The 22,309-nt window shown below is 70.0% G+C and carries 21 protein-coding genes; 11 read left to right on the top strand and 10 right to left on the bottom strand.

The window, feature by feature from the left end:
* Window position 1: 1 nt before the first annotated feature.
* Window positions 2-1,576 carry a S8 family peptidase gene (locus tag DEJ49_RS23745; protein WP_150186003.1) on the bottom strand — a complete coding sequence of 525 codons (1,575 nt, stop codon included), beginning with the start codon at window positions 1,574-1,576 and terminating at the stop codon, window positions 2-4.
* A gap of 346 nt (window positions 1,577-1,922) precedes the next feature.
* Between DEJ49_RS23745 and DEJ49_RS23740 the strand changes: the two genes are divergently transcribed.
* From DEJ49_RS23740 to DEJ49_RS23720, 5 genes are all read left to right on the top strand, one after another.
* A complete protein-coding gene (locus DEJ49_RS23740; RefSeq protein WP_150186002.1) occupies window positions 1,923-3,068 on the top strand; it encodes a threonine synthase in 1,146 nt (381 codons plus the stop codon).
* Window positions 3,069-3,126: 58 nt separating this feature from the next.
* The gene (locus tag DEJ49_RS23735; protein ID WP_150186001.1) at window positions 3,127-3,741 is read left to right on the top strand and encodes an RNA polymerase sigma factor; all 615 of its coding nucleotides are present in this window, start codon (window positions 3,127-3,129) and stop codon (window positions 3,739-3,741) included.
* On the top strand, window positions 3,738-4,721 hold the full coding sequence (locus DEJ49_RS23730) for a hypothetical protein (protein ID WP_150186000.1): 984 nt from the start codon (window positions 3,738-3,740) through the stop codon (window positions 4,719-4,721). Before DEJ49_RS23735 ends, DEJ49_RS23730 begins: the two co-directional genes overlap by 4 nt.
* Before the next feature lie 46 nt (window positions 4,722-4,767).
* Window positions 4,768-5,454, top strand: a complete 687-nt coding sequence (locus tag DEJ49_RS23725) for a hypothetical protein (protein ID WP_150185999.1) — start codon at window positions 4,768-4,770, stop codon at window positions 5,452-5,454.
* An 84-nt stretch (window positions 5,455-5,538) separates the two neighbouring features.
* Window positions 5,539-6,594 (top strand): hypothetical protein, encoded by a 1,056-nt coding sequence (locus DEJ49_RS23720; protein ID WP_150185998.1) that lies wholly within the window; start codon window positions 5,539-5,541, stop codon window positions 6,592-6,594.
* 148 nt (window positions 6,595-6,742) lie between these two features.
* Here DEJ49_RS23720 and DEJ49_RS23715 read toward each other — a convergent pair whose 3' ends face one another.
* The 4 genes from DEJ49_RS23715 to ychF form a co-directional block, all read right to left on the bottom strand.
* On the bottom strand, window positions 6,743-9,811 hold the full coding sequence (locus tag DEJ49_RS23715) for an AAA domain-containing protein (protein ID WP_223832964.1): 3,069 nt from the start codon (window positions 9,809-9,811) through the stop codon (window positions 6,743-6,745).
* Window positions 9,812-10,188: 377 nt separating this feature from the next.
* Window positions 10,189-10,602, bottom strand: coding sequence for a DNA-binding protein (locus DEJ49_RS23710; RefSeq protein WP_150185996.1), 414 nt, complete (start codon window positions 10,600-10,602; stop codon window positions 10,189-10,191).
* Window positions 10,584-10,868: a hypothetical protein gene (locus DEJ49_RS23705; protein WP_150185995.1), complete on the bottom strand. Its 285-nt coding sequence runs from the start codon at window positions 10,866-10,868 to the stop codon at window positions 10,584-10,586. Before DEJ49_RS23705 ends, DEJ49_RS23710 begins: the two co-directional genes overlap by 19 nt.
* Before the next feature lie 179 nt (window positions 10,869-11,047).
* The gene (gene ychF, locus DEJ49_RS23700) at window positions 11,048-12,136 is read right to left on the bottom strand and encodes a redox-regulated ATPase YchF (RefSeq protein ID WP_150185994.1); all 1,089 of its coding nucleotides are present in this window, start codon (window positions 12,134-12,136) and stop codon (window positions 11,048-11,050) included.
* 401 nt (window positions 12,137-12,537) lie between these two features.
* Here ychF and DEJ49_RS23695 point away from each other — a divergent pair, with 401 nt between their 5' ends.
* The gene (locus DEJ49_RS23695; RefSeq protein ID WP_150185993.1) at window positions 12,538-13,044 is read left to right on the top strand and encodes a DUF6542 domain-containing protein; all 507 of its coding nucleotides are present in this window, start codon (window positions 12,538-12,540) and stop codon (window positions 13,042-13,044) included.
* Window positions 13,045-13,189: 145 nt separating this feature from the next.
* On the opposite strand, the gene ppgK is transcribed toward DEJ49_RS23695, so the two are convergent.
* Window positions 13,190-13,930 (bottom strand): polyphosphate--glucose phosphotransferase, encoded by a 741-nt coding sequence (gene ppgK / locus DEJ49_RS23690; RefSeq protein WP_150185992.1) that lies wholly within the window; start codon window positions 13,928-13,930, stop codon window positions 13,190-13,192.
* 113 nt (window positions 13,931-14,043) lie between these two features.
* Complete coding sequence (locus DEJ49_RS23685; RefSeq protein ID WP_150185991.1) at window positions 14,044-15,027, bottom strand: 4-hydroxy-3-methylbut-2-enyl diphosphate reductase; 984 nt, start codon at window positions 15,025-15,027, stop codon at window positions 14,044-14,046.
* 138 nt (window positions 15,028-15,165) lie between these two features.
* Here DEJ49_RS23685 and DEJ49_RS23680 point away from each other — a divergent pair, with 138 nt between their 5' ends.
* The 4 genes from DEJ49_RS23680 to DEJ49_RS23665 all read left to right on the top strand — a co-directional run bounded on the left by DEJ49_RS23680 (window position 15,166) and on the right by DEJ49_RS23665 (window position 19,140).
* The gene (locus DEJ49_RS23680) at window positions 15,166-16,578 is read left to right on the top strand and encodes an APC family permease (protein ID WP_150185990.1); all 1,413 of its coding nucleotides are present in this window, start codon (window positions 15,166-15,168) and stop codon (window positions 16,576-16,578) included.
* A gap of 289 nt (window positions 16,579-16,867) precedes the next feature.
* Entirely contained in the window at window positions 16,868-18,136 is a 1,269-nt protein-coding gene (gene xseA / locus DEJ49_RS23675) for an exodeoxyribonuclease VII large subunit (protein ID WP_150185989.1), read from the top strand.
* 9 nt (window positions 18,137-18,145) lie between these two features.
* Window positions 18,146-18,403: an exodeoxyribonuclease VII small subunit gene (locus tag DEJ49_RS23670; protein WP_150185988.1), complete on the top strand. Its 258-nt coding sequence runs from the start codon at window positions 18,146-18,148 to the stop codon at window positions 18,401-18,403.
* Window positions 18,404-18,549: 146 nt separating this feature from the next.
* A complete protein-coding gene (locus DEJ49_RS23665) occupies window positions 18,550-19,140 on the top strand; it encodes a malonic semialdehyde reductase (protein WP_150185987.1) in 591 nt (196 codons plus the stop codon).
* Window positions 19,141-19,226: 86 nt separating this feature from the next.
* On the opposite strand, the gene DEJ49_RS23660 is transcribed toward DEJ49_RS23665, so the two are convergent.
* Entirely contained in the window at window positions 19,227-19,745 is a 519-nt protein-coding gene (locus tag DEJ49_RS23660; protein ID WP_150185986.1) for a DUF4245 domain-containing protein, read from the bottom strand.
* Between the two features lie 165 nt (window positions 19,746-19,910).
* Here DEJ49_RS23660 and glpX point away from each other — a divergent pair, with 165 nt between their 5' ends.
* Window positions 19,911-20,942, top strand: a complete 1,032-nt coding sequence (gene glpX / locus DEJ49_RS23655) for a class II fructose-bisphosphatase (RefSeq protein ID WP_150185985.1) — start codon at window positions 19,911-19,913, stop codon at window positions 20,940-20,942.
* 114 nt (window positions 20,943-21,056) lie between these two features.
* On the opposite strand, the gene DEJ49_RS23650 is transcribed toward glpX, so the two are convergent.
* Window positions 21,057-21,434, bottom strand: a complete 378-nt coding sequence (locus tag DEJ49_RS23650; RefSeq protein ID WP_150171609.1) for a WhiB family transcriptional regulator — start codon at window positions 21,432-21,434, stop codon at window positions 21,057-21,059.
* Window positions 21,435-21,616: 182 nt separating this feature from the next.
* A complete protein-coding gene (locus DEJ49_RS23645) occupies window positions 21,617-22,276 on the bottom strand; it encodes a DUF1707 domain-containing protein (protein WP_150185984.1) in 660 nt (219 codons plus the stop codon).
* Window positions 22,277-22,309: the final 33 nt, after the last annotated feature.

Below are 22,309 nucleotides of genomic sequence, written 5' to 3'. Positions count from 1 at the left end.
GTCAGAACTGCAGGCTCCAGGAGTCGATCTTCCCGGTGTCCTGCGCCGCGTTGTCGCTGACCCGCAGCTTCCACGTGCCGTTGGCCGTCTCCGAGGAGGCGTTCACCGTGTACGTGGTGTTGATGTTGTCCGAGCTGCCGCCGGTGCCATAGCCCTTGAGGGTGTAGGCGGTCCCGTCGGGGGCGATCAGCTGGACCTGGAGGTCGCCGATGTACGTGTGCTGGATGGTCACCGGCACGCTCAGCGCGGCGGGCGCGTTGCCCGGGACCTCGGTCACGGTCACGGGGGACTCGGCGGTGGCGTTGTCCTGGATCGGGTAGTCCGTGTCGTTCGTGAACTTCTTGCCCGGCGGGTTGGTCGTGCCGCCGGTGACGTTCAGGAGACGGTTCGGCGAGCCGGAGCCGGGGCTGCCGACGACGCCGGTCGACGCGGCACTGACCAGACCGGCGGAGACCTGTGCCGGGGTCGACGTCGGGTTCTGGCCCAGGTAGATCGCGGCCGCGCCCGCCACGTGCGGGGAGGCCATCGACGTACCGGAGATGGTGTTCGTCGCGCTGTCACCGGAGTTCCACGTCGACGTGATCGAGGAGCCCGGGGCGAAGATGTCGAGGATGCTGCCGTAGTTCGAGTAGCTCGCCCTCGCGTCGGTGTTGGTCGTCGCGCCGACGGTGATGGCCTCCGCCACGCGCGCGGGCGACTTGGTCGACGCGTCGGTCGACTCGTTGCCCGCCGCCACGGCGTACGTGATGCCGGACGCGATGGAGTTGCGTACCGCCGTGTCGAGCGCGCTGTCGGCGCCGCCGCCGAGCGACATGTTGGCCACGGCGGGCTTGACGGCGTTCTTGGTCACCCAGTCGATGCCGGCGACGACCTGCGCGGTGGTGCCCGAGCCCGAGTTGTTCAGGACGCGCACGCCGACGATCTTGGCCTTCTTGGCGACGCCGTGCAGGGTGCCCGCGACGGTACCGGCGACGTGCGTGCCGTGGCCGTGGCCGTCCTGCGCGGTGTTGTCGTTGTCGATGGCGTCGTAGCCGTAGGAGGCGCGGCCGCCGAAGTCCGTGTGGCTGATGCGGACACCGGTGTCGATGACGTACGCGGTGACACCCTCGCCCGCGGAGTCCGGGTAGGTGTACTTCTGGTCCAGCGGCAGGTTCTTCTGGTCGATGCGGTCCAGGCCCCAGGACGGCGGGTTGTTCTGGGTCGCGGTGACGGTGAACGTCCGGTTCTGGACGACCGCGTCGACCGCCGGGTCGGCGGCGAACTTCTTCGCCTCGGCCTCGGAGAGCTCGACCGCGTAACCGTTGAGGGCCTTGTCGTAGGTGCGCTCGATCTTGGCGCCGTACTCCTTGGCGAGGGCCCTGCCCGCGGCGGAGCGGGCCTTGGGGCCGTCCTTGTCGAGGCTCACGATGTAGCTGTTCTTGATCGCGCCGGGCACCCCGGCGTTCTCTATCGCGCCCTCCGCCCGGTCCGGCCGGGCGTTCGCCGGGAGGGCGGAGACGACGCCGAGGGCGAGGGCCGCGACCGCTGTCGCGCTGATCCCGGCCAGTCTTCGACGGTTCGTACGCATCACTGCCATCTGAGGGGTCCTCCTCAATAGGTGGTGCGCTGGTGGGGGAATGGTGCTGTGGTGCCCACACTCACGGGGGAGGCGCGCGGCAGGGTCAAGGCAGGAGCATGACAATTAGGCCCACTCGTCCACGTGTCCACTTGTCCACGCGATTTGCCGAACCTTGCCGATCCCTTGTAGGCCCTTACCTCCGTCCGGACGAAAGATTGGCCGATCCATAGGAATCCCACAAGGGTCAGGACCGGACGTAACACGACCGCCACGCAGCCCTCCTGACGCCCCATCACCACCTCACGCAGGCCTCCCGCCCCCCTCACATCCCACCGTCAACAATCACCCCTCATAGCCTGCGCGCATGACAGACACATCCACGTACGCCGCAGAGACGACCGTCCTCCCCGACTGCTACTGCCCCGCCGACGGAACGCGCGTTCCCACGGGCTCGCTCACGTGGTCGTGCCCGGCCTGCCGCGGCCCCCTCGACCTGGACTTCTCCCCCGCGCCCGCCCCCCTGAAAGCCCTCACGGGACGGGTGAACTCCTTGTGGCGGTACGCGGAATGCCTGCCCCTGCCCGCCCCCGCGATCTCCCTCGGCGAGGGCCGCACGCCCCTCGTGGAGCTGGCGGGGCCGGTTTCGGCCAAGTTGGACTTCCTGATGCCGACGCTGTCCTTCAAGGACCGCGGCGCGGTCATGCTCGCCGCCCTCGCGCGGCGCCTCGGCCCCGAGCGGGTGATCGCCGACAGCAGCGGCAACGCGGGCACGGCCGTCGCCGCGTACTGCGCGCGGGCAGGCCTCGACTGCACCGTGTACGTCCCCTCCGCCACGTCGCCGAAGAAGCTGGAGCAGATCACCGCACACGGCGCCCGCCTCCACATCGTCGACGGCGACCGCGAGTCCACGGCACGGGCCGCACGCGCCGCGGCCGACGAACCCGGCACGTTCTACGCCTCCCACGTCCACAACCCCTACTTCCTGCACGGCACCAAGACGTACGTCCACGAACTCTGGGAAGACCTCGGCGGCCGTCTGCCCGAGGCCCTCGTCGTCCCCGTCGGCAACGGCACGCTGCTGCTCGGCGCGGCGCTCGCGATCCGGGAGCTGCACACGGCGGGGCTCATCGCACGGCGGCCCGCGCTGTACGCCGTGCAGTCCGCGGCGGTCGCCCCGCTCGCCGAGGCGTGGCGGGCCGGCGCCGACGACCTGGTCGGCGAGACCCCGATGGCGGCGACCTTCGCGGAGGGCATCGCGATCCCCCGCCCGCCGCGCGCACGCCAGATCCTGCACGCGGTACGCGCGTCGGGCGGCGGCTTCCTGACGGTGACGGAGGACCAGCTCGTGGCGGCCCAGCGGGACCTGGCCGCGCGCGGACTGTACGTCGAGTCCACGGGCGTCGCCTGCTGGGCGGCCGTACGGGACGGGGCGCTCGGGGAGCGGACGACGGTGGTCCCGCTGTGCGGGGCGGGCGCGAAGACGGGGCTCGCGAACGCGGTGGGGGGCTGACGCCAAGTAGGGGGTGAGACCGCCGACCGGTGGTCGGGGAGGAGGGCCCGTGATACCCGTGACTCCGAACGAACGGGATGGTCCGGGGGCGGACGGCCCTGATACACGTGACAGCGCCACGGACGAGGAACTGCTCGCCCGTGCCGCGCGCGACGCCGCGTCCTTCGAACCGCTCGTACGCCGCCACTCGGCCGCGCTGCACGGCTACTTCGCCCGGCGCGCGCCCCACGCGGCGGACGATCTGCTGGCCGAGGCCTGGCTCCAGGCGTACACGGCCCGACGCGGTTTCGACGCCGACCGGGGTCCCGCGCGGGCCTGGCTTTTCGGCGTCGCGAGGAACGTACTGTCCGCGCACTGGCGGCGTACGGAACGTCAGCGGCCCGGTAGGCGGAGCGAGCGCATCCCCTTCCGCGACGACCCGTGGGAGGCGGTGGACGAGCGCCTCGACGCGGCGGCGGTGGCCCCACGCCTGCGCGAGCTGCTGTCCGAGCTTCCTCCCGAAGAGCGCGAGTTGCTGCTGCTCGTCGCCTGGGAGCAGCTGACGCCCGCCGAGGCCGCCGCGGTGGTCGGCATCCCCGCGGGGACGGCCCGCTCACGACTGCACCGCGCCAGGCACAGGCTGCGCACCGAAGCCCCCCTCAACCCCCTTGACCTGACAGGAGACAAGTCATGACGGAACGCACCCCCACGTCCATGGATCTTCTCGACTTCCCCGGCGCCGCGGAACTGATCGCGGCGGGCGGGGTGGAGCCGCCGTCCGCGGAGGCGGTGGACGGCGCGTGGGCCGCGGTGACGCGAGCCGCCGCGCGGGAGGAGAACCACGCGAAGCCGATCACCACGCCCCTCACCCGGCTCAAGAGCCCCCGCGTCCGCCGCCCCCGCAGGCTGCTGGTCGCCGCGGCGGCCGTGGCCGCGATCGCCACGGGGGCCGTCGCGTACCCCGTGCTCGACATGGGCGGCGAACCGGCGGCGACGGCGTCGGCGAGCGAGTTCTTCGAAGGCATGGCGGAGGTGGCGGAAGACGCTCCGGCGACGACCCCCTCGTACTGGAAGGTGCGCGTGGAGACGGACAACCAGGACGACGGCAGGCGCACGGACACGAACTACTACGACCGCGAGGGCCGCGTCTGGTCGGTCGACGCCGACGGCACGGTCCACGAGCCGCCCGCCGGCGAGGAGGGCAAGGTCAAGAAGTGGCCGGTGGGGAAGGAGTGGCTGACGTGGCCGGACCTCGAAAAACTACCGACGGACGAGAAGACCCTGGCGGCCCTCTTCCCGAAGGACCCGAACACCCGCTTCGACCAGGTCACGATCATGCTGGAGGACTCCCCCGCGAGCCCGGAACTGCGGGCGGCCCTGTTCCGCATCCTCGCGGACACGCCCGGCATGAAGCTGGTGGGTGACGTACGGGACAGCAAGGGCCGGGCGGGGGTCGCGGTGGAGATCACGCAGAAGTCGTGGGTGAGGATGGGCGGGGGCGAGGGCGAGGCCGGGAGCGGAGGCGCCGAGCTGCCCCTCCACACAAAGGACCGCTACATCATCGCCCCCGACACGGGCCTCCTCCTGGAGACGACCCACAAGATCATCGGCCGGGACACGCCGGCGGACCGCTACACCTGGTTGGAGGTGGGGCCGGCGGAGCGGGTGGAGTGAGCCCCGGCAGCCGTGCGGGGAGACGGCCGACGGGAGAATGGGCGCCATGACGGTGAAGCGGGAGTGGACGTACGAAGGAACCGAACTGGCATGGCTCCACGACCGCCTCGGCCGCTCGGTGGACGGGCCTGGGCACGTGGTGTCCGAGCTGGTACCGGAAGGCTACGAGGCGTACGTCCGCATCTTTCACCGCTTCCGGGCCACGGACGGCTCGGGCCGGAGCCGCCGGTGGCAGGCCTGGGCGAAGGACTCCGGCGTGCCCTTCCACCCGGAGATGTCCCACCGATGGCTGCGGTCGGACGAGCCCGCCCCGGGCCCATGGCGGTGGGCGGCGGACGACGGCGTGCTCGACGAGCACAGCCGAGCGGCACTCGCTCGCCTGCTGGCCACCGTGTCCGGGGAGCAGGGCGTGTACTTCGCCTACGACCTCGGCGCCCTGCTCTGGGGCGACCACGACGAACCTCTCGTTCGCCACGGTTCCCTGGCGGACCTGGAGAACGTACGAGAGTCACTGAGAGACGCGCTGGGTGAGAGCGGCCCGGAGTTCTGGTGGCCACAGGACCGCAGCTGGGTGGTGACGACCGACTACGACCTGCTGTCGACCTACGTCGGCTGCTCGGCGCGGACCGCCGAGCGCATCCTGACGGACGAAACCCTCGAAGCCCTTCCGGTCACGCCGCGAAGCCGCGTCGACTGGGACACGGAGCCCCCGCAGGGCGCCGCTACACATTGAATGACCATCAAGGCTGGAGACCGTGACGGCGCAGAACTCGGCGTACGGTGCGGGGGCGACCGGCGCGGCGATAGGGTCCGCCCTGTGAGCGAGTACCAGTACTACGAGTTCCAGGCACTCGACCGCCCGCTCAGCCCCGAGGAACAGGCACAGTTGCGGGCCATCTCCACCCGGGCTCGGATCACCGCCACCCGCTTCACCAACACCTACGAGTGGGGCGACCTCAAAGGTGACCCGCGCCGCATGACCGAGCGCTACTTCGACGCCCACCTCTACGTCACCAACTGGGGCACCCACCGGCTCATGCTCCGCCTGCCCGAGCAGACGCTGAGCCTGCCCACGGCGCTGCCCTACTGCCTCGGCCCTCACCTCGACGCGTGGACCACCCGCACCCACATCCTTCTCGATCTGACCAGCGAGGACGAAGACGGCGACTGGGTCGAGGGCGCCGACGACTCACTCGCCGCCCTCATCGGCGTACGCGACGAACTCGCCACCGGCGACCTACGCCCGCTCTACCTCGCCTGGCTCTCCGCACTCACCGCCCGGGAACGCGAGGACGACGACGAAGACGAATACCGGACCTGCCCGGAGCCACCCGTCCCCGCAGGACTCGGCGACCTGACCGCACCCCAGCGCGCACTCGCGGACTTCCTCCGCGTGGACACCGACCTGCTGGCCATCGCCGCCCAAACCGGCCCCGCCCCGCCCAAGAAGCCGCCCAAACCCGCGGCGGAGTCCGGTCTGCACACCGAACTCCTACACCGCCTGCGCGGTACCACCGCCGCTCCGCACACGGCCCCCGGGCGCCGGACAACGGCCCAGCTGCTGGACGCCGCCCACACCCTGCGCACCGACCGCCGCCGGCACGCCGAAGCCGAACGAGCCACAGCCCGCGCCCGGCACCTGACCGCCCTCGCCGACCAGGCCGAATCCGTCTGGCAGCAGATCGAGACGCACATCGCCACCAGGAAGCCCAGCGCCCACGACCGGGCCGTCACTCTCCTCGCGGACCTGCGCGACGCCTGCGCCGACACCGAACGGCACACCAGCTTCCATCAGCGCCTGACCCGCCTCCGCGAAGCCAACCGACACCGCCCCGGCCTCATCCAGCGCCTCGACCGCCGTGACCTCCGATAGGTCCGCCGACCGGCTCGAACTACCGGCTACGCGAGTACGAAACCGCGCACACCGGACTCCCTCAGCAACGGGGCGCGCGGAAAACAGCGGCGGTCACAGCAACGGGGTCGCTCGAAAACCGAGACCACCCTGGATGAGGTTGAACCAGTTAACGCCGCGCCCCTGACTTAAGCCGAACAGCCTTCTCCCACGCCCGACTCCCTCGCCGCGCTGAACACATCCGGTTGAAGCATCGCCAGTACCAGGAACCATCGGCCCGGCGGCGGAGGTCCACCTCGTCCCCCTTGCATGCATCGCACCGAGGAGGTTCGGCAAAGTCCTCCGCATGCTCGTGAGTCAGGATCTTGCGTGCGAAGTGGCCACCCTTGATGGTCAGCATGACCTCACGTGAGCGGCTCTGCGAGAGGGAGTTGAGGCTGCCCAGCAGAACCGTGTGCTCGTCGATCACGACGATCTTCTGGTGCATTACGTTGACGGGGACGACCGTCTGCACCACTGCCCGAAGTTGCCTGACCAAGTCGGCTTGTTTCTTCTGACCCGTGTCGTAGGGATCACGGACGAAGACCGTCACGCGGACTCCTCGGTGCACGGCCTCGTCCAGCACCGGCAGCAGCCCGATGAGACGTTTCGCGGTCCACGGAGACCAGATCCACAAGGAGTTGCGTGCTTCGGCCAGCCGTGCGGCAAACGTCTCGTAGAACGAGATCTCGTCGTCGACGTCGGAGACTTCGACATGCCGGGAGAGGACGTCGGCGAGACGCGTGCCGAACGGACCGAGAGGGATGTCTGGCCGCCCGCCGGGGGCGATCAGCTGAGTGGCCGGAACCGTGCGGACGCGTCGCTCGCCAATGAGCGCAGCAAGCCTACCCATGGCGGTCTGCCCACCCGCAGCAAGGATGCGCCTTCGGCTTCCGACAACGTAAAGCCTGGTCTGAACGCGGGTGACGGCGACGTTGAAGAGTCGTATCCCATTGCGCTCCCAGACGGACGCTCCAGGAGCCCGGGATGCCCGGGACATCCAGAGGCCGTCACCGTAGTCGTCCTCCACGGTGTCGAAGATGACCACGGGGAACTCACGGCCCTGAAATCGATGAGCCGTTCCGACTTCGGCGAGCCGACTGCCGGCGCCCTCGTTGTCCCGGAGCGCCTCCAAGGTGGCTTCGGCCTGTACCGGATACGGCGTCACGACACCGGCCTCCTCACCGTCCTCTCTGTGCAGGTCGATCAGGGCTCGTGCGAGCAGCGAGCCAGCCGGCCACCATCCTTTGCGACGGCCGGTGCGGTGGACCTGGGCGAGGTTCTGCAGCCCGTCGGTGTCGATGATCACGATCTCGGGGTCGTCCGAGGCGCGTCGCGCTGCACGCTGCTCGATACCTGGGCCGGCTTTCAACACGCCGTCATACGCGAGTGAGTTCGCCAGACTCATCACATCGTGGCCGAAGCGGTGCTGAACATCCAGCACGACGCAGCCTTGGTGATTCACGGCTGCCATCGGGGACTCGATATCGAAGTGCTCGTAGACCTCACGCAGGATCCAGCGGGCAACGTCGGGCCGCTTGCTTCCGTCGAGTTGCGGCAGCACGGGACCGAGCTGCATGAAGTCCCCAAGGAGGACCGCAGTGGTCTTCGCCTTCCCTACGGCCAGGAGGACCTCGGGCAGGGTCGCGGCCCCGGCCTCATCGACCAGGACCACGTCGTATTCACCCTCGAAGACCGCCTTTGTGGTACGAAATCGGGCAAGGGTAGTGGCTACGACCTTGGCACCACGAATGATCTCGCCTTGGGCGTCACGCGCAAGCTTGTCGTACTCCTCCTGGAGTTCGCGATGGCGGCGTTCCAGCGCCGGCCGGTGCTCTTGATCCTGCGCCACCCGAGGTTTCAGGTCCGCCACCTGTGCGTGGCGCCGGGGATGGCCGAGTCGGTCGGCCTCCTCGATACGAGCTTCAGCTGCTTGAGAAAGCCCAAGTTCCCTGGCAAAGACGGCCAGGTGGGCGCCCTCCGCCAGGTGGTGTCGCCGGGCCTTTTCCAGGGCTTTCTCCACCCTCTTCAGGGTCGTCTGCCGGAGCTCGATCTCCTGTTTGCTGTACGGAATCCGGGCCCCGATTTCCGTCAACTGCGTCACGACGACGTTCTCCTGCCGGGCCAAGACCGACCGGGCGTCCACCGCCTTCTGAGCGGCATGGTGCGCGTCGGCGCGCGCCGTCTCCAGTCGAGTGCGCGCGGTTTCCCGTTCCCGCTTCGCCCGGCGCCTCGCAAAGCCCTTCAGCTGTTCAAGGCCGTCCACAAGCTCCTGAGCCGCCGCACACTCCCTGTCGGCGACCAGTGCCTTCGCCTGCAAGTCGGTCACTGCCCGGCGGAGTCGGTCCAGGCTTTCCTGATACTCGTCGTACGTCTTCCAGTCAGTTTGAGCCTGCTTCGTCGCCCTCACCGCTTCGAGCGCGGCCTGGTAGGACCTCTCCAGCCGTACGGCAGTGTCCTCCGCGTCCTTGGCATCCCGGCGTGCCTGATCGAGCGTCTGCTCCAAAGCCGCGGAAGCCCGGGCAGGATCGTCGAGTCGGACACGGTCCGCGGCGTATGCCACAGCGTCGAAGTCCGTGAGGCCCCGTTCCAGCTCCTCCAGCTGCCGGGCCCGCTCCCGAGCCTCGACCAGCTGAGCGGCGACAGCACGGCGGCGCTCATCGGTTTCGGTCAATCGGTGGCGCACCATCAACGTGAGGCAGACACTCCCGTCTTCTGCAATCTCCCTCAAGTGAGGCGGCCCCACGCGGACGAGCTCGCCATCACCATGCCGTCGCTCTTTGACCACACCCCACAGGGCGTTGTCCACGGCGATATTGGTGGCCGAGACCAACAGGACCCGTTTCCCCCGGGCAACGAGATCGCTGATGGCGCGTTTGAGAACTGTGGTCTTGCCAGTACCCGGCGGCCCCCACACCAGCCACAGACCCTCGCCCATGCATGCCCGATAGGCGCGATCCTGAGCAGGCAAGAGCGTGCCGGGCGGCAGTCCGGTGGCAGCAAGCCGCCCCGTCCCCGCCTCACCTCGGGCCATGAGATGGGCCAGCGGAGCATCCGCGAGCGAGGCCATGCCTTCCCGCAGCGCCTTGACGAGGAAACCGGTGGGCTGCGGCTTCATCCACAGACAGGGGTCCGCCGGGTCTGCGAACTCCGGAACACGCACGCGAAGCGCGGTGCCGTCCTTGTACACGTCGAGCACGGAGTGACCTGCGTCGATGTCGCTCTCATCAGGTCCAGCCAGTCGCAGACTGTCCCCCTGGAGCTGGTCCGTCCCGGCTTCGGACCCGCGCACGTCGACTACGTACTCCCCCGGTTTCCGACCCCGCACCGCTCGCCCCAGGGGGCGCCACCGTGGCTCGCGAGCAGCCACGCCTTCGTGTGCCACCCAGGCGTCCAGCGCCGAGACGACTTCTTCCTGCCAGCCCACGTTCCCCCGCTAAAACCGCGCTGCCCGGACCTTGATCAGTGCTACCAGTCCGCATTCGCGTTCACCACTGGCAATCCCGCCAAGGTGCGGCGTCCTCATCCCATTTCGGCGGGCCTCAGCCAGGAAGGCGGCATCCGGGGCAGTCGCAGTTAGATCCCCACCAGCCGAACGCGATCGCCGCAGAGTTTGGCCATGTCATCGATATCAGAGGTCAGCATGATCACCGGCCGATGCTGTCGCAGCGCGGCCTCGGCGACCGCCGCGTCGATCGCGTACTTATGCCCGTGCAAACCAGCATCCATCAACAGCTTTGAGGCCGCCCTCGCCTCCTCGTCGCCCACCGGAACTACGCGCAACCCGGAGAGCGCCCAGTTCAGCCGTGACTTGTTCGTACGGGCATGGACGGCCTCGATGATGGTGAGCGCACTGATCACGACCTCCATACCGCGCGAGCGCGCCTCCGCGATCAGAGCCACCACCTGCTCGTCGTCGGCGAGCAGCTTCGAGAGCCCCTCGCTGTCGAGGACCAGCGTCCCCTCGTGACTCAGCCTGCGGCGGGCCACTCGGCCTCCTCGGCGAACACCTCGTCGAAGACCTGCCGCGCCCGCTGGCGAGCCGGCTCGGAGACCGGCCCCTTGCGGCTCTCATAGTCCGCCAGGTACTCGTCCAGGACCTGCCCGCGCAGCTCACGCTCGACCGCCTCGGCGATGAACGCGGAGAACTCCCGCTTGCCCACCCGAGCCCGGATCGCCTCCGCGGTCCCCTCCGGCAGCGACAGACTCACCCGCGTCGCCGGGCCTTCCCCGATGCTGTACGTCGTCCCAGCCATGCCACCGATTGTGTCAAACGAGTAGGAAAGGCGCTACGCCTGCACCACCTCCCACACTCGGTCGGCACGCCACTCGCACATGTCCCAGCTCGGGAAAAACCAAGGGCCCGACCCAAAAGAGCCGGACCCTATCTGACCCGCATTTTTGCCAGATCAGCGACGTGGTGACGCGTCAGTCGCTACACGTTGAACCGGAACTCCACCACATCCCCGTCCTGCATCACATACTCCTTGCCCTCCATGCGCGCCTTGCCCGCCGCGCGGGCCTCCGCGACCGAGCCCGTTTCGACCAGGTCCTCAAAAGAGATGACCTCGGCCTTGATGAAGCCCTTCTGGAAGTCCGTGTGGATGACGCCGGCCGCCTCGGGGGCCGTGGCTCCCTGGGGGATCGTCCAGGCGCGGGATTCCTTCGGGCCTGCCGTGAGGTAGGTCTGGAGGCCGAGGGTGCGGAAGCCGACGTGGGCGAGGGTGGCGAGGCCGGGCTCCTCCTGGCCCACCGACTGGAGGAGTTCGAGGGCCTCGTCCTCGTCCAGTTCCGCGAGGTCCGACTCCAGCTTCGCGTTGAGGAAGATCGCCTCCGCGGGGGCGACCAGGGCGCTCTGCTCGGCCTTGAAGGCGTCGTCGGTCAGCTCTTCCTCGTCCACGTTGAAGACGTAGAGGAAGGGCTTGGTGGTGAGGAGGTGCAGGTCGTGGAGGAGCTCCTCGCGGCCCGAGCCCTGGACGATGCCCTGGGAGAAGAGCGTGTCGCCCTTCTCCAGGATCGCCTGGGCCTCCTCGACCGCCCTGACCTTGGGCGCCACGTCCTTCTTGATGCGCGACTCCTTCTGGAGGCGCGGCAGGACCTTCTCGATCGTCTGGAGGTCCGCGAGGATCAGCTCCGTGTTGATCGTCTCGATGTCGTCCTTGGGCGAGACCTTGCCGTCCACGTGGACCACGTTCTCGTCCTTGAAGGCGCGGATGACCTGGCAGATCGCGTCCGACTCGCGGATGTTCGCGAGGAACTTGTTGCCGAGGCCCTCGCCCTCGCTCGCACCGCGCACGATGCCCGCGATGTCGACGAAGTCCACCGTCGCCGGGAGGACCTTCTGGGAGGAGAAGATCTCGGCCAGTTTCGTGAGGCGGGGGTCGGGGACACCGACCACGCCCACGTTCGGCTCGATCGTGGCGAACGGGTAGTTGGCCGCCAGCACGTCGTTCTTGGTCAGGGCGTTGAACAGGGTCGACTTGCCGACATTCGGCAGACCGACGATTCCGATCGTGAGCGACACGTTGCGACTTCCCGTACGTGAGGGCTGTGGGTGGACGGCCCGGAGGGCCGGAGCGACCGTGGGGCGATCCCCCAGTCTACGGCGTGCGTCCGCCGCCCCCGCCTGCCCGTCGCCTCCGCATCGAACGGATGGCCAAGGTCGGCCCAAGGGCGTGTCCCGTGCCGGATTCCGCGCCGCGCCCCGCCTAGGTTGGTCCAGTGGAGCAACACAGGACGCGTCCCCCTCAGTCCGGCCCCAGGACCACCTCACCGGCCCGGCCCCGCCGACCTGCCCCGCTGCCCCCACAGGGACGGCCCGCCGCGGCGGGCACGACGTACCGGTCCGCGCCCCGCCCGCGCCGTCCCGTTCCACCGTTCGTACGCGCCCTGCGCAGGGCCCCGCTGTACCGCGCGCTGCGGCGCATGCCCAACCCCAGGCTGACCGGGCTCGGCAGCGGGCTCTTCTGCACGGCGGTGATGTTCCTGCTCGCCTGCCTGCTGCACCTGATCGGCGACGGTTCCGTCGTCGCGTACGGCGTGCTGTTCGTACCCGTCGCCGCGCTGACGGCCCTCTGGGTGCGCCCCGCCGACCTGGTCACCGCCCCCGTGGCCGTGCCGATCGCCTTCGCCGCCGGGGTGCTGCCCGTGGCGGAGGGCACGGCCGGGTTCGGCGGCCGGTTCATGGGGCTCGTGACGACGCTGGCCCTCCAGGCCGGCTGGCTGTACGGCGGGACGCTCGTCGCCGGGCTCATCGTGACCGTACGGAAGATTCGGCTGATGGTGTTGCGGAGGCAGGGGAGGCTGACGGGGCCGCCCGCTCCTGCGGCTCGGAGCGGAAGCGGGGGCGGGGGCGGGGGCAGGGGCGGGGGCGCGGGCGCGGGTTCCGCCGGCAACACCGGGGCTGCCGGGAAGCGCCTGCCCACCGCCTAGCCCAGCGCAGCTTTACGCGTCCCGCCCGGCGTAGCTCTACGCCCCCCGCCCGGTGCAGCTTTACGCGTCCCGCCCAGCGCAGCGCAGCTCCACGCCTCCGCCCAGCCCAGCGCAGCTCCACGCCTCCGCCCAGCCCAGCGCAGCGCTACGCCTCCGCCGCCGCCATCGCCGCCCCCACGATCCCCGCGTTGTTCTGCAGCTGCGCCGGGACGATCTCCGCCGAGATGCCCTCGATGAGCGGCAGGAACTTCTGCGACTTGCGGCTCACGCCGCCGCCGATGATGAACAGCTCGGGCGAGAACAGCATCTCCACGTGCGCGAGGTACTTCTGTACGCGGCGCGCCCAGTGCTCCCAGCTCAGGTCCTCGTCCTCGCGTGCCTTGGAGGACGCCTTCTTCTCCGCGTCGTGGCCGCGCAGCTCCAGGTGGCCGAGCTCCGTGTTCGGGACCAGGCGGCCGCCGGTGAACAGCGCGCTGCCGATGCCCGTGCCGAGGGTGAGCAGGATGACCGTGCCGGTACGGCCGCGGCCCGCGCCGAAGTGCATCTCGGCGACGCCCGCCGCGTCCGCGTCGTTCAGGACGGTCACCTTGGTGCCGTCGAGCCGCTCGGAGACGAGCTTCTGGATGTCCGTGCCGATCCAGCTCTTGTCCACGTTCGCGGCGGTACGTGCCGTGCCGTTCGTGATCACGCCGGGGAAGGTCGCACCCACGGGGCCCGTCCAGCCGAAGTGCCGGACGACCTCGCACACGCCGTCGACCACGGCGTCCGGGGTCGAGGGTTGGGGGGTCAGCACCTTGTGGCGCTCTTCTGTCAGGTCTCCACGATCCAGGTCAACGGGAGCGCCCTTGATCCCGGATCCGCCGATGTCCACACCGAAGATCTGCATGGCTCCCACCGTACGGCGCCCGCGACGTCGATGCGGGACGGCCCGGCCGCCCGGTCAGTGCCCCAGCAGTACGCGGCCGTCCGCGGCAGCAGTACGCGGCCGTCCGCGGCGCCTCAGCCCTGCGACAGCTGCGCCGCCTCGGCGCGCAGGTCCCTGCGGAGCTCCTTGGGCAGCGAGAAGGTGATGGACTCGTCGGCCGTCTTGACGGTCTCCACGTCGCCGTAGCCCCGCTCGGCGAGCCACTCGATGACGCCGTCGACCAGCACGTCCGGCACGGAGGCGCCCGAGGTCAGGCCGACCGTGGTCACGCCCTCCAGCCACGCCTCGTCGATCTCGCCGGCGTTGTCCACCAGGTACGAGGCCGCGGCGCCCGCGTCCAGGGCGACCTCGACCATGCGGATGGAGTTCGACGAGTTCTTGGAGCCGACGACGATGACCAGCTCGGCGTCCTCCGCGAGCTTCTTCACCGCGATCTGGCGGTTCTGCGTGGCGTAGCAGATGTCGTCGCTGGGCGGCGAGAGCAGGTTCGGGAACTTGCCCTTCAGCGCGTCGACGGTCTCCATGGTCTCGTCCACGGAGAGGGTCGTCTGGGAGAGCCAGACCACCTTGTCCGGGTCGCGGACCTCGACGTTCGCGACGTCCTCGGGGCCGTCGACCAGCGTGATGTGGTCGGGCGCCTCGCCCGACGTACCGATGACTTCCTCGTGGCCCTCGTGCCCGATGAGGAGGATGTCGTAATCCTCCTTGGCGAACCTGACCGCTTCCTTGTGGACCTTCGTGACCAGCGGGCACGTCGCGTCGATGGTGGCGAGCTTCCGCTCGGCGGCCTCCGCGTGGACGGTCGGGGCGACGCCGTGCGCGGAGAACATCACGATGGACCCCTCGGGCACCTCCGCCGTCTGGTCGACGAAGATCGCGCCCTTCTTCTCCAGGGTCTGCACCACGTACTTGTTGTGGACGATCTCGTGGCGTACGTAGATCGGGGCCCCGTACTGCTCCAGGGCCTTCTCGACGGCGATCACGGCACGGTCCACGCCCGCGCAGTAGCCACGGGGAGCGGCGAGCAGGACACGGCGGGAGCCAGGCGTAGCAGTCATGCCCCCATCGTAAGGCCGCGTCCAGCGCGTCAAAGATCGCCCGGTTGGGGACACTGGGGTCCTGCGTCGATCTACGCGACGGACCTGCGTTGATCTACGCGGCCTTGACCCACGGAGGCACGGAGGCACGGAGGCACGATGTCCGGACAGTCCGCCAGTACGGGAGCCCACGCCGAGCCCGCGAGGGGCGCCGAGCCGTCACCGGGTGACGGGCTGCGGCGCAGCCTCGGCTTCCGCGACCTCGTGGTCTACGGCCTTCTGTTCATCGCCCCCATGGCGCCGGTCGGCGTCTTCGGGACGCTGGACGCCAAGTCGCACGGCGCCGTCGCCCTCGTCTATCTGGTCGCCACGGTCGCGATGGCGTTCACCGCTTTCAGTTACGCGCAGATGGTGCGGGTCGTCCCCCAGGCGGGGTCCGTGTTCGCCTACGCGCGCGCGGGGCTCGGAAAAGGGCCCGGGTTCATCGCCGGGTGGATGGCGATGCTCGACTACCTCCTCATCCCGGCGGTCGCGTACCTCTTCTCGGGCATCGCCATGAACTCGCTGGTGCCGTCGGTGTCCCGGTGGGTGTGGACGGCGCTCGCGGTGCTCATCACGACCGCGCTGAACCTGTGGGGCGTGCGGACGGCGGCGCGGGTCGGGTTCGCGGTGCTCGCCATGGAGGTCGTGGTCCTGCTCGTCTTCGTCGTGGCTGCGGTGGTCGTGCTCATCAGGGACGGCGCCACGCGCGACTGGTTGTCGCCGCTGGCCGGGGACGGGTCGCAGGGCGCGTTCGCGCTGTCGGCGGTGGTGGGCGCGGTGTCGATCGCGGTCCTGTCGTATCTGGGCTTCGACGCGATCGCCTCCTTCGCGGAGGAGGTGACGGGCGGGTCGGCGAAGGTCGCGCGTGCGGTGCTCGTGTGCCTGGCGCTCGCCGGCTTCCTGTTCATCCTCCAGACGTATCTGGTGGCCCTCCTGGAGCCGATGTCCTCGGCCGAGCTCGCGTCGGATCCGGGGAAGCAGGGCACGGCGTTCTACGACTCCGTGGACTCGGCCGCGGGGTCGTGGCTCCATGACCTGGTGGCCGTCAGCAAGGCGATCGGGGCGGCGTTCGCGGCGCTCGCCGGGCAGGCGGCGGCGGGGCGGCTGCTGTTCGCGATGGCGCGGGACCGGCGGCTGCCGAAGGCCCTCTCCAAGACGGACTCCGGTACGCCGCGGGTCGCGCTGCTGTGTGCGGCGGTCATCACGATGGTGGCGGCGGTGTGGGCGGCGCGGCGGGACGACGGGATGGACCACCTGGTGTCGGTGGTCGACATCGGGGCGCTCACGGCGTTCCTGCTGCTGCACGCGAGCGTGGTGGGCTGGTTCGCGCTGCGCCACCGGGACGCGGGGTTCAGCTGGTGGCGGCATGTGCTGGTGCCTGTGCTCGGGGCGGCGATCGTGATCGCGGTCATCTGGGAGGCGTCCGGCTCCGCGCAGGTGGTGGGGGCGGTCTGGCTGGGGGTGGGGTTGGTTGTTCTGCTGGCGCAGGGTCGGGCGCGGGGTCGGGCGCGGGGGCCTGTGCGGGATTGAGCGGGGGCCTGGGCGGGATTGAGCGGGGGCCTGTGCGGGATTGAGCGGGGGCCTGTGCGGGATTGATCGGGTGCGGGTGCGTTGTGGTTGATCGCGCAGTTCCCCGCGCCCCTGGGGCGTTCCTCGGGTGCGGGTGCGTCGTGGTTGTTCGTGCAGTTCCCCGCGCCCCTTGACGGCGACTGGCGCCCCGCCCCCGTTTCGCTGAGCGGCGATCAGCACCATCCTGACCGCCAAGGGAGGCTTCCGGTGCGTACCGGGGGTTGTCAGTACGGGCCGTTACGCTCGGTGTATGGCTCTCAACACGTCCGCCGACGCGCCGATCCCCGTCGGTGAGGTGTCGCGGCTCATCGGTGGGTGGATCGACCGGCTCGGGGCCGTCTGGGTCGAGGGGCAGATCACGCAGCTGTCCCGCAGGCCCGGCGCCGGCGTCGTCTTCATGACGTTGCGCGACCCGTCGCACGACATCTCCGTGAGCGTCACCTGCTACCGCCAGGTGTTCGACGCGGTCGCGGACGTCGTGTCCGAGGGCGCCCGCGTCGTCGTACGCGCGAAGCCGGAGTGGTACGAGCGGCGGGGGCAGCTGTCGCTGCGGGCCGCCGAGATAAAGCCCGTCGGCGTCGGCGAGCTGCTCGCCCGGATCGAGCAGCTGAAGAAGAGCCTGGGTGCCGAAGGGCTCTTCTCGCCCGAGCGGAAGAAGGCGCTGCCCTTCCTGCCGCAGCTCATCGGGCTCGTCACCGGCCGCGCGTCCGCCGCCGAGCGCGACGTCCTGGAGAACGCCCGGCACCGCTGGCCCGCCGTCCGCTTCGAGGTGCGCAACGTCCCCGTGCAGGGCATCCACGCCGTGCCGCAGGTCGTGCAGGCCGTGAAGGACCTGGACGCCCACGACGAGGTCGACGTGATCATCGTGGCGCGCGGCGGCGGCAGCGTGGAGGACCTGCTCCCGTTCTCGGACGAGCAGCTCGTGCGCGCCGTGGCCTCGTGCCGTACGCCGGTCGTGTCCGCCATCGGCCACGAGCCGGACAACCCGCTCCTGGACCACGTCGCGGACCTGCGCGCCTCCACCCCCACCGACGCCGCCAAGAAGGTCGTGCCGGACGTCGGCGAGGAGTACGAGCGCGTGCAGTGGCTCCGCGACCGTGCCCGCCGCAGCATGGACGGCTTCCTGGAGAGGGAGGCCCGCGGCCTCGCGCACGCCCTGGCCCGGCCCTGCATGGAGCACCCGCACCGCATGGTCGAGGAGCGCGAGGAGCAGGTCGCCGCGCTCGTCGACCGCAGCCGGCGCACGCTCGGGCACCTCCTCGACCGGGCGGGGTCGGAGTTGACGCACACCCACGCGCGCGTGGTGGCCCTCTCCCCCGCCGCGACCCTCCAGAGGGGGTACGCGGTGCTGCAGAAGGCCGACGGCTCGGTCGTCCGCGCCCCCGAGGACGTGGACGCCGGCGACGAGCTGAAGGCGCGCGTCGCCGAGGGCGACTTCACCGTACGAGCCGTGCAAACCACAGCACAGGCAGAAGAAACAGCAGGAACCGCACAAGCCGATGCCAAAAGCGAGAATTAGGGTGAGCGCATGACCAGCACGACCGACCACGTCACCGGCTCCACGGACGCGCTCGGCTACGAGCAGGCGCGGGACGAGCTCATCGAGGTGGTGCGCCGCCTGGAGACCGGCGGCACGACCCTGGAGGAGTCGCTCGCCCTGTGGGAGCGCGGAGAGAAGCTGGCGAAGATCTGCCGGCGCTGGCTCGACGGCGCCCGCGCCCGGCTCGACGCGGCCCTGGCGGGCCCGGAGATGGACGATGAGGCGGACACCGACGAGGACGCCTGAGGCAAAACAGCGCTGACCTGCGGTTTGTGAACCGGATCACGCAGCTCCAGTTTTGATTGAAAGTTGAACAGTGGCGGCGTACTGTCGTAGTCGCGAGCCCGGTGACGGGTTCCGCAGACACCCCGTACGTTCAAGAAGGTTGATCCATGTCTCTCGCACTTGACCCCGCCGCCCAGGACCTGCTCTTCCGCGAGGCCCGCACCGCGAACACCTTCACCGACGAGCCGGTCACCGACGAGCAGGTCCAGGCCATCTACGACCTGGTCAAGTACGGCCCGACCGCCTTCAACCAGTCGCCGCTGCGCGTCACCCTGGTCCGCTCCCCCGAGGCCCGCGAGCGCCTGGTGCAGCACATGGCCGAGGGCAACCGCCCGAAGACGGCCGCCGCGCCGCTCGTCGCGATCCTCTCCGCGGACAACGAGTTCCACAACGAGCTCCCCGCCCTGTTCCCGCACTTCCCGCAGGCCAAGGACGCCTTCTTCTCGGAGCGCCCGGTCCGCGAGCAGGCCGCCCAGCTGAACGCCGCGCTGCAGGCCGCGTACTTCATCGTCGGCGTCCGCGCCGCCGGTCTGGCCGCCGGTCCGATGACGGGTTACGACCCGGCCGGCGTCCAGAAGGAGTTCCTGGACGACGACCACACCCCGCTGATGATCGTCAACATCGGCAAGCCGGGCGAGGACGCCTGGTTCCCGCGCTCCCCGCGCCTGTCCTACGAGGACGTCGTCACCACGGTCTGAGAGCCTGTGGCGCACGACACCACGACACATGGAAGGGCCCCCGGCACGCCGCCGGGGGCCCTTCCGTGTGTCTGCAACGAGGTGGTTCAGGACATCTTCAGCGACTCCGCCATCTTCGCCAGCTGATCGAAGGACGCCGTGCCCGTGACCACCGTCGTGGCACCCTGCCCCTCGATCACGAGGGCGTCGTACTTCGAGCCCTTGTACCGCTGCCAGGTGCGGCCGCCGATCTCGTCGGCGGCGTCGGTCTTCGAGGCGTTCTGCGTGACCCTCTTGATGAACGCGGACGGCTTCTCCGTCGACTGCTCGATCGCCACGTACTCCTCGTCCGGGTCGAGGAAACCCAGGTGCCAGGTGTCGTGGTCGGCGCCGTTGAACCGCACGGACGTCGGCTTCCACGCCTTGGCCAGGCCCTCGGGCGCCGCCACGGGGTAGGCCGCGGCCCGGCGGGCCGTCAGGAGCTCCACGCGGTAGTCGACCCGCTTCACGGAGCTCTTGGACTCGTTGTGCGGGATGAAGATGTAGATCACACCCGCGGCGAGCGCGATCACCACCAACGACCACAGCATGTTCTTGACGGTCTGAGTGCCTTGTCTTCCTGCCACGCCCCCATGGTCTCAGGCGCGGACCGCGCGCCTTCCCCCGGTCTCGCCCTCGGCGCCTCCGCCGCTCATGCGTGGGGCCCTCTGCTCATTTTGTCGGCCTACGGATAGAGTCGTTCACAATCCCTCATCCGGCCGTCGTCGTATCAAGCAGAAAGGTGCGCTCCGATGACCGAGCATCATCTCCCGTCCGAGCTCGAGGTCTCTCCCGAGGCTCCCGACCGCAACCTCGCCCTGGAGCTCGTCCGGGTCACCGAGGCCGCCGCCATGGCCGCGGGCCGCTGGGTCGGCCGCGGCGACAAGAACGGCGCCGACGGCGCGGCGGTCAGGGCCATGCGGACCCTCGTCCACACCGTCTCGATGAACGGTGTCGTCGTCATCGGCGAGGGCGAGAAGGACGAAGCCCCGATGCTCTTCAACGGGGAGCGCATCGGCGACGGCACCGGCGCCGAGGTCGACATCGCCGTCGACCCGATCGACGGCACGACGCTCTGCGCGAAGGGCATGCCGAACGCCATCGCCGTGCTGGCCGCCGCCGACCGCGGCGCCATGTTCGACCCGTCGGCCGTCTTCTACATGGACAAGCTGGTCACAGGCCCCGAAGCCGCGGACTACGTCGACATCAACGCACCCGTCTCGGTCAACATCCGCCGCGTCGCCAAGGCGAAGAACTCCTCGCCCGAGGACGTCACGGTCATGATCCTCGACCGGCCCCGGCACGAGGGCATCGTCAAGGAGATCCGCGAGACCGGAGCGCGCATCAAGTTCATCTCGGACGGCGACGTCGCGGGCTCGGTCATGGCCGTCCGCGAGGGCACGGGCGTCGACCTGCTGATGGGCATCGGCGGCACCCCCGAGGGCATCATCTCGGCCTGCGCCATCAAGTGCCTGGGCGGCACCATCCAGGGCAAGCTGTGGCCCAAGGACGACGAGGAGCGCCAGCGCGCCATCGACGCCGGCCACGACCTGGACCGCACGCTGTCCACGGACGACCTGGTCAAGGGCGACAACGTCTTCTTCGTCGCGACGGGCATCACCGACGGCGAGCTGCTCCAGGGCGTCCGCTACCGCGCGGCGACCGCTTCGACGTCGTCCCTGGTCATGCGCTCCAAGTCGGGCACGATCCGCAAGATCGACTCCGACCACCGGCTGTCGAAGCTGCGCGCGTACAGCGCGGTCGACTTCGACCGCGCGAAGTAGGAGCGGCAGACGGCCGGACCGGCAGCCGTACGTCGATGGGGGCGTCCCGTGCGGGGGACGCCCCCATCGGCGTACGCGAGCTGTACGCGAGCAGATGTGCGCGGTGCGCCGTGCCTATCCGGCCGCGGCTATCCCCGCCGCGTGCGCCGCCTTCTGGAGCTCCAGGTCGCGCCTGCGGCGGCGGGCCAGGACCACGCGGCGCTCGGCGGCGGTGAGGCCGCCCCACACGCCGTACGGCTCGGGCTGCAGGAGGGCGTGCTCGCGGCACTCGACCATGACGGGGCAGCGGGCGCAGACGCGCTTGGCGGCCTCCTCGCGGGAGAGCCGCGCCGCGGTCGGTTCCTTGGACGGGGCGAAGAAGAGTCCGGCCTCGTCACGGCGGCACACGGCCTCCGTGTGCCACGGGGCGTCATCGTCCCGATCTCGCACTGGCTCACGCTGGGCCGGAACAGCGGCGACCTGCAGAGACTGATGCGGCGACGGTTGCAGCACGGTCTACTCCTGACGACGGCTTCGCGAGCGAGAGACGATGCAGCAAGCTCTACCCGCTGTGTGCGCGCCTATGCACTGAGTTCCGATGTCCGGAAGTCCGGACTCCTCGCGCCCCCAGCGCGTCCCCGCGTACGCCCCCTGTCGCCGTCCGGTCTCCGTTCAGTCTCTGTCCGGTCGCCGCCTCAGTGTCCGAGGTGTTTGCGCAGCTGCCGGTGGAGGTCGCGGACGAACTTGCCGCGCTTGGGGCGGGCCTCGATGCTGCCCATCACCGCCACGCCGTCCACGAAGACGACGGGGGCGTCCTGGTCCGGGGAGTCGAGCGTGTCCACCTCGTAGCTGCCGAGGACGCCCGTGCCGCTGCCGCGCAGCGAGACGTTCTCCGGGACGCGGACCTCGACCGAGCCGAAGATCGCGAACGCCTTGATGAGGACCTGGCGGTGTTCGAAGATCGCCTCGCTCAGGTCGATCTCGACGCTGCCGAACACGGCGTACGCATGGGTGCGCCGGCCCACGCGCCAGCGGCCGCGGCGCACCGAGCTGCTCAGCACCGCGACGAGGTTCTCGTCGGCGACCGGCGGGACGACGCCCGGGGACGGGCGGGACGGCGCGGGCTCGGGGGCGGCGCGGCGGGCGGACGGCTGCTCGTGCGCCGCGGGCAGGTCACGCACCAGCGGTTCCAGCTCGGCCATGGTCTTGGCGCGGTAGACCCCGTCGATCCGCTCGGCGTGCTCGTCGGCGGTCAGGCGGCCCTCGGCCAGGGCCTCCCGGAGTATGTCCGCCGTGCGGTCCCGGTCGGCGTCGGAGGCACGGAGCGCTGAGGGCTGCTGCTTTTCGAGGTCCACACCGGCAGCGTACCCAAACGCGATAGATCGCGA

It is taken from the genome of Streptomyces venezuelae (genome assembly GCF_008642335.1).
GTDB lineage: Bacteria > Actinomycetota > Actinomycetes > Streptomycetales > Streptomycetaceae > Streptomyces > Streptomyces venezuelae_F.
Note: the sequence above shows the minus strand (reverse complement) of the source record. Positions and strands in the feature narration are given on the sequence as shown.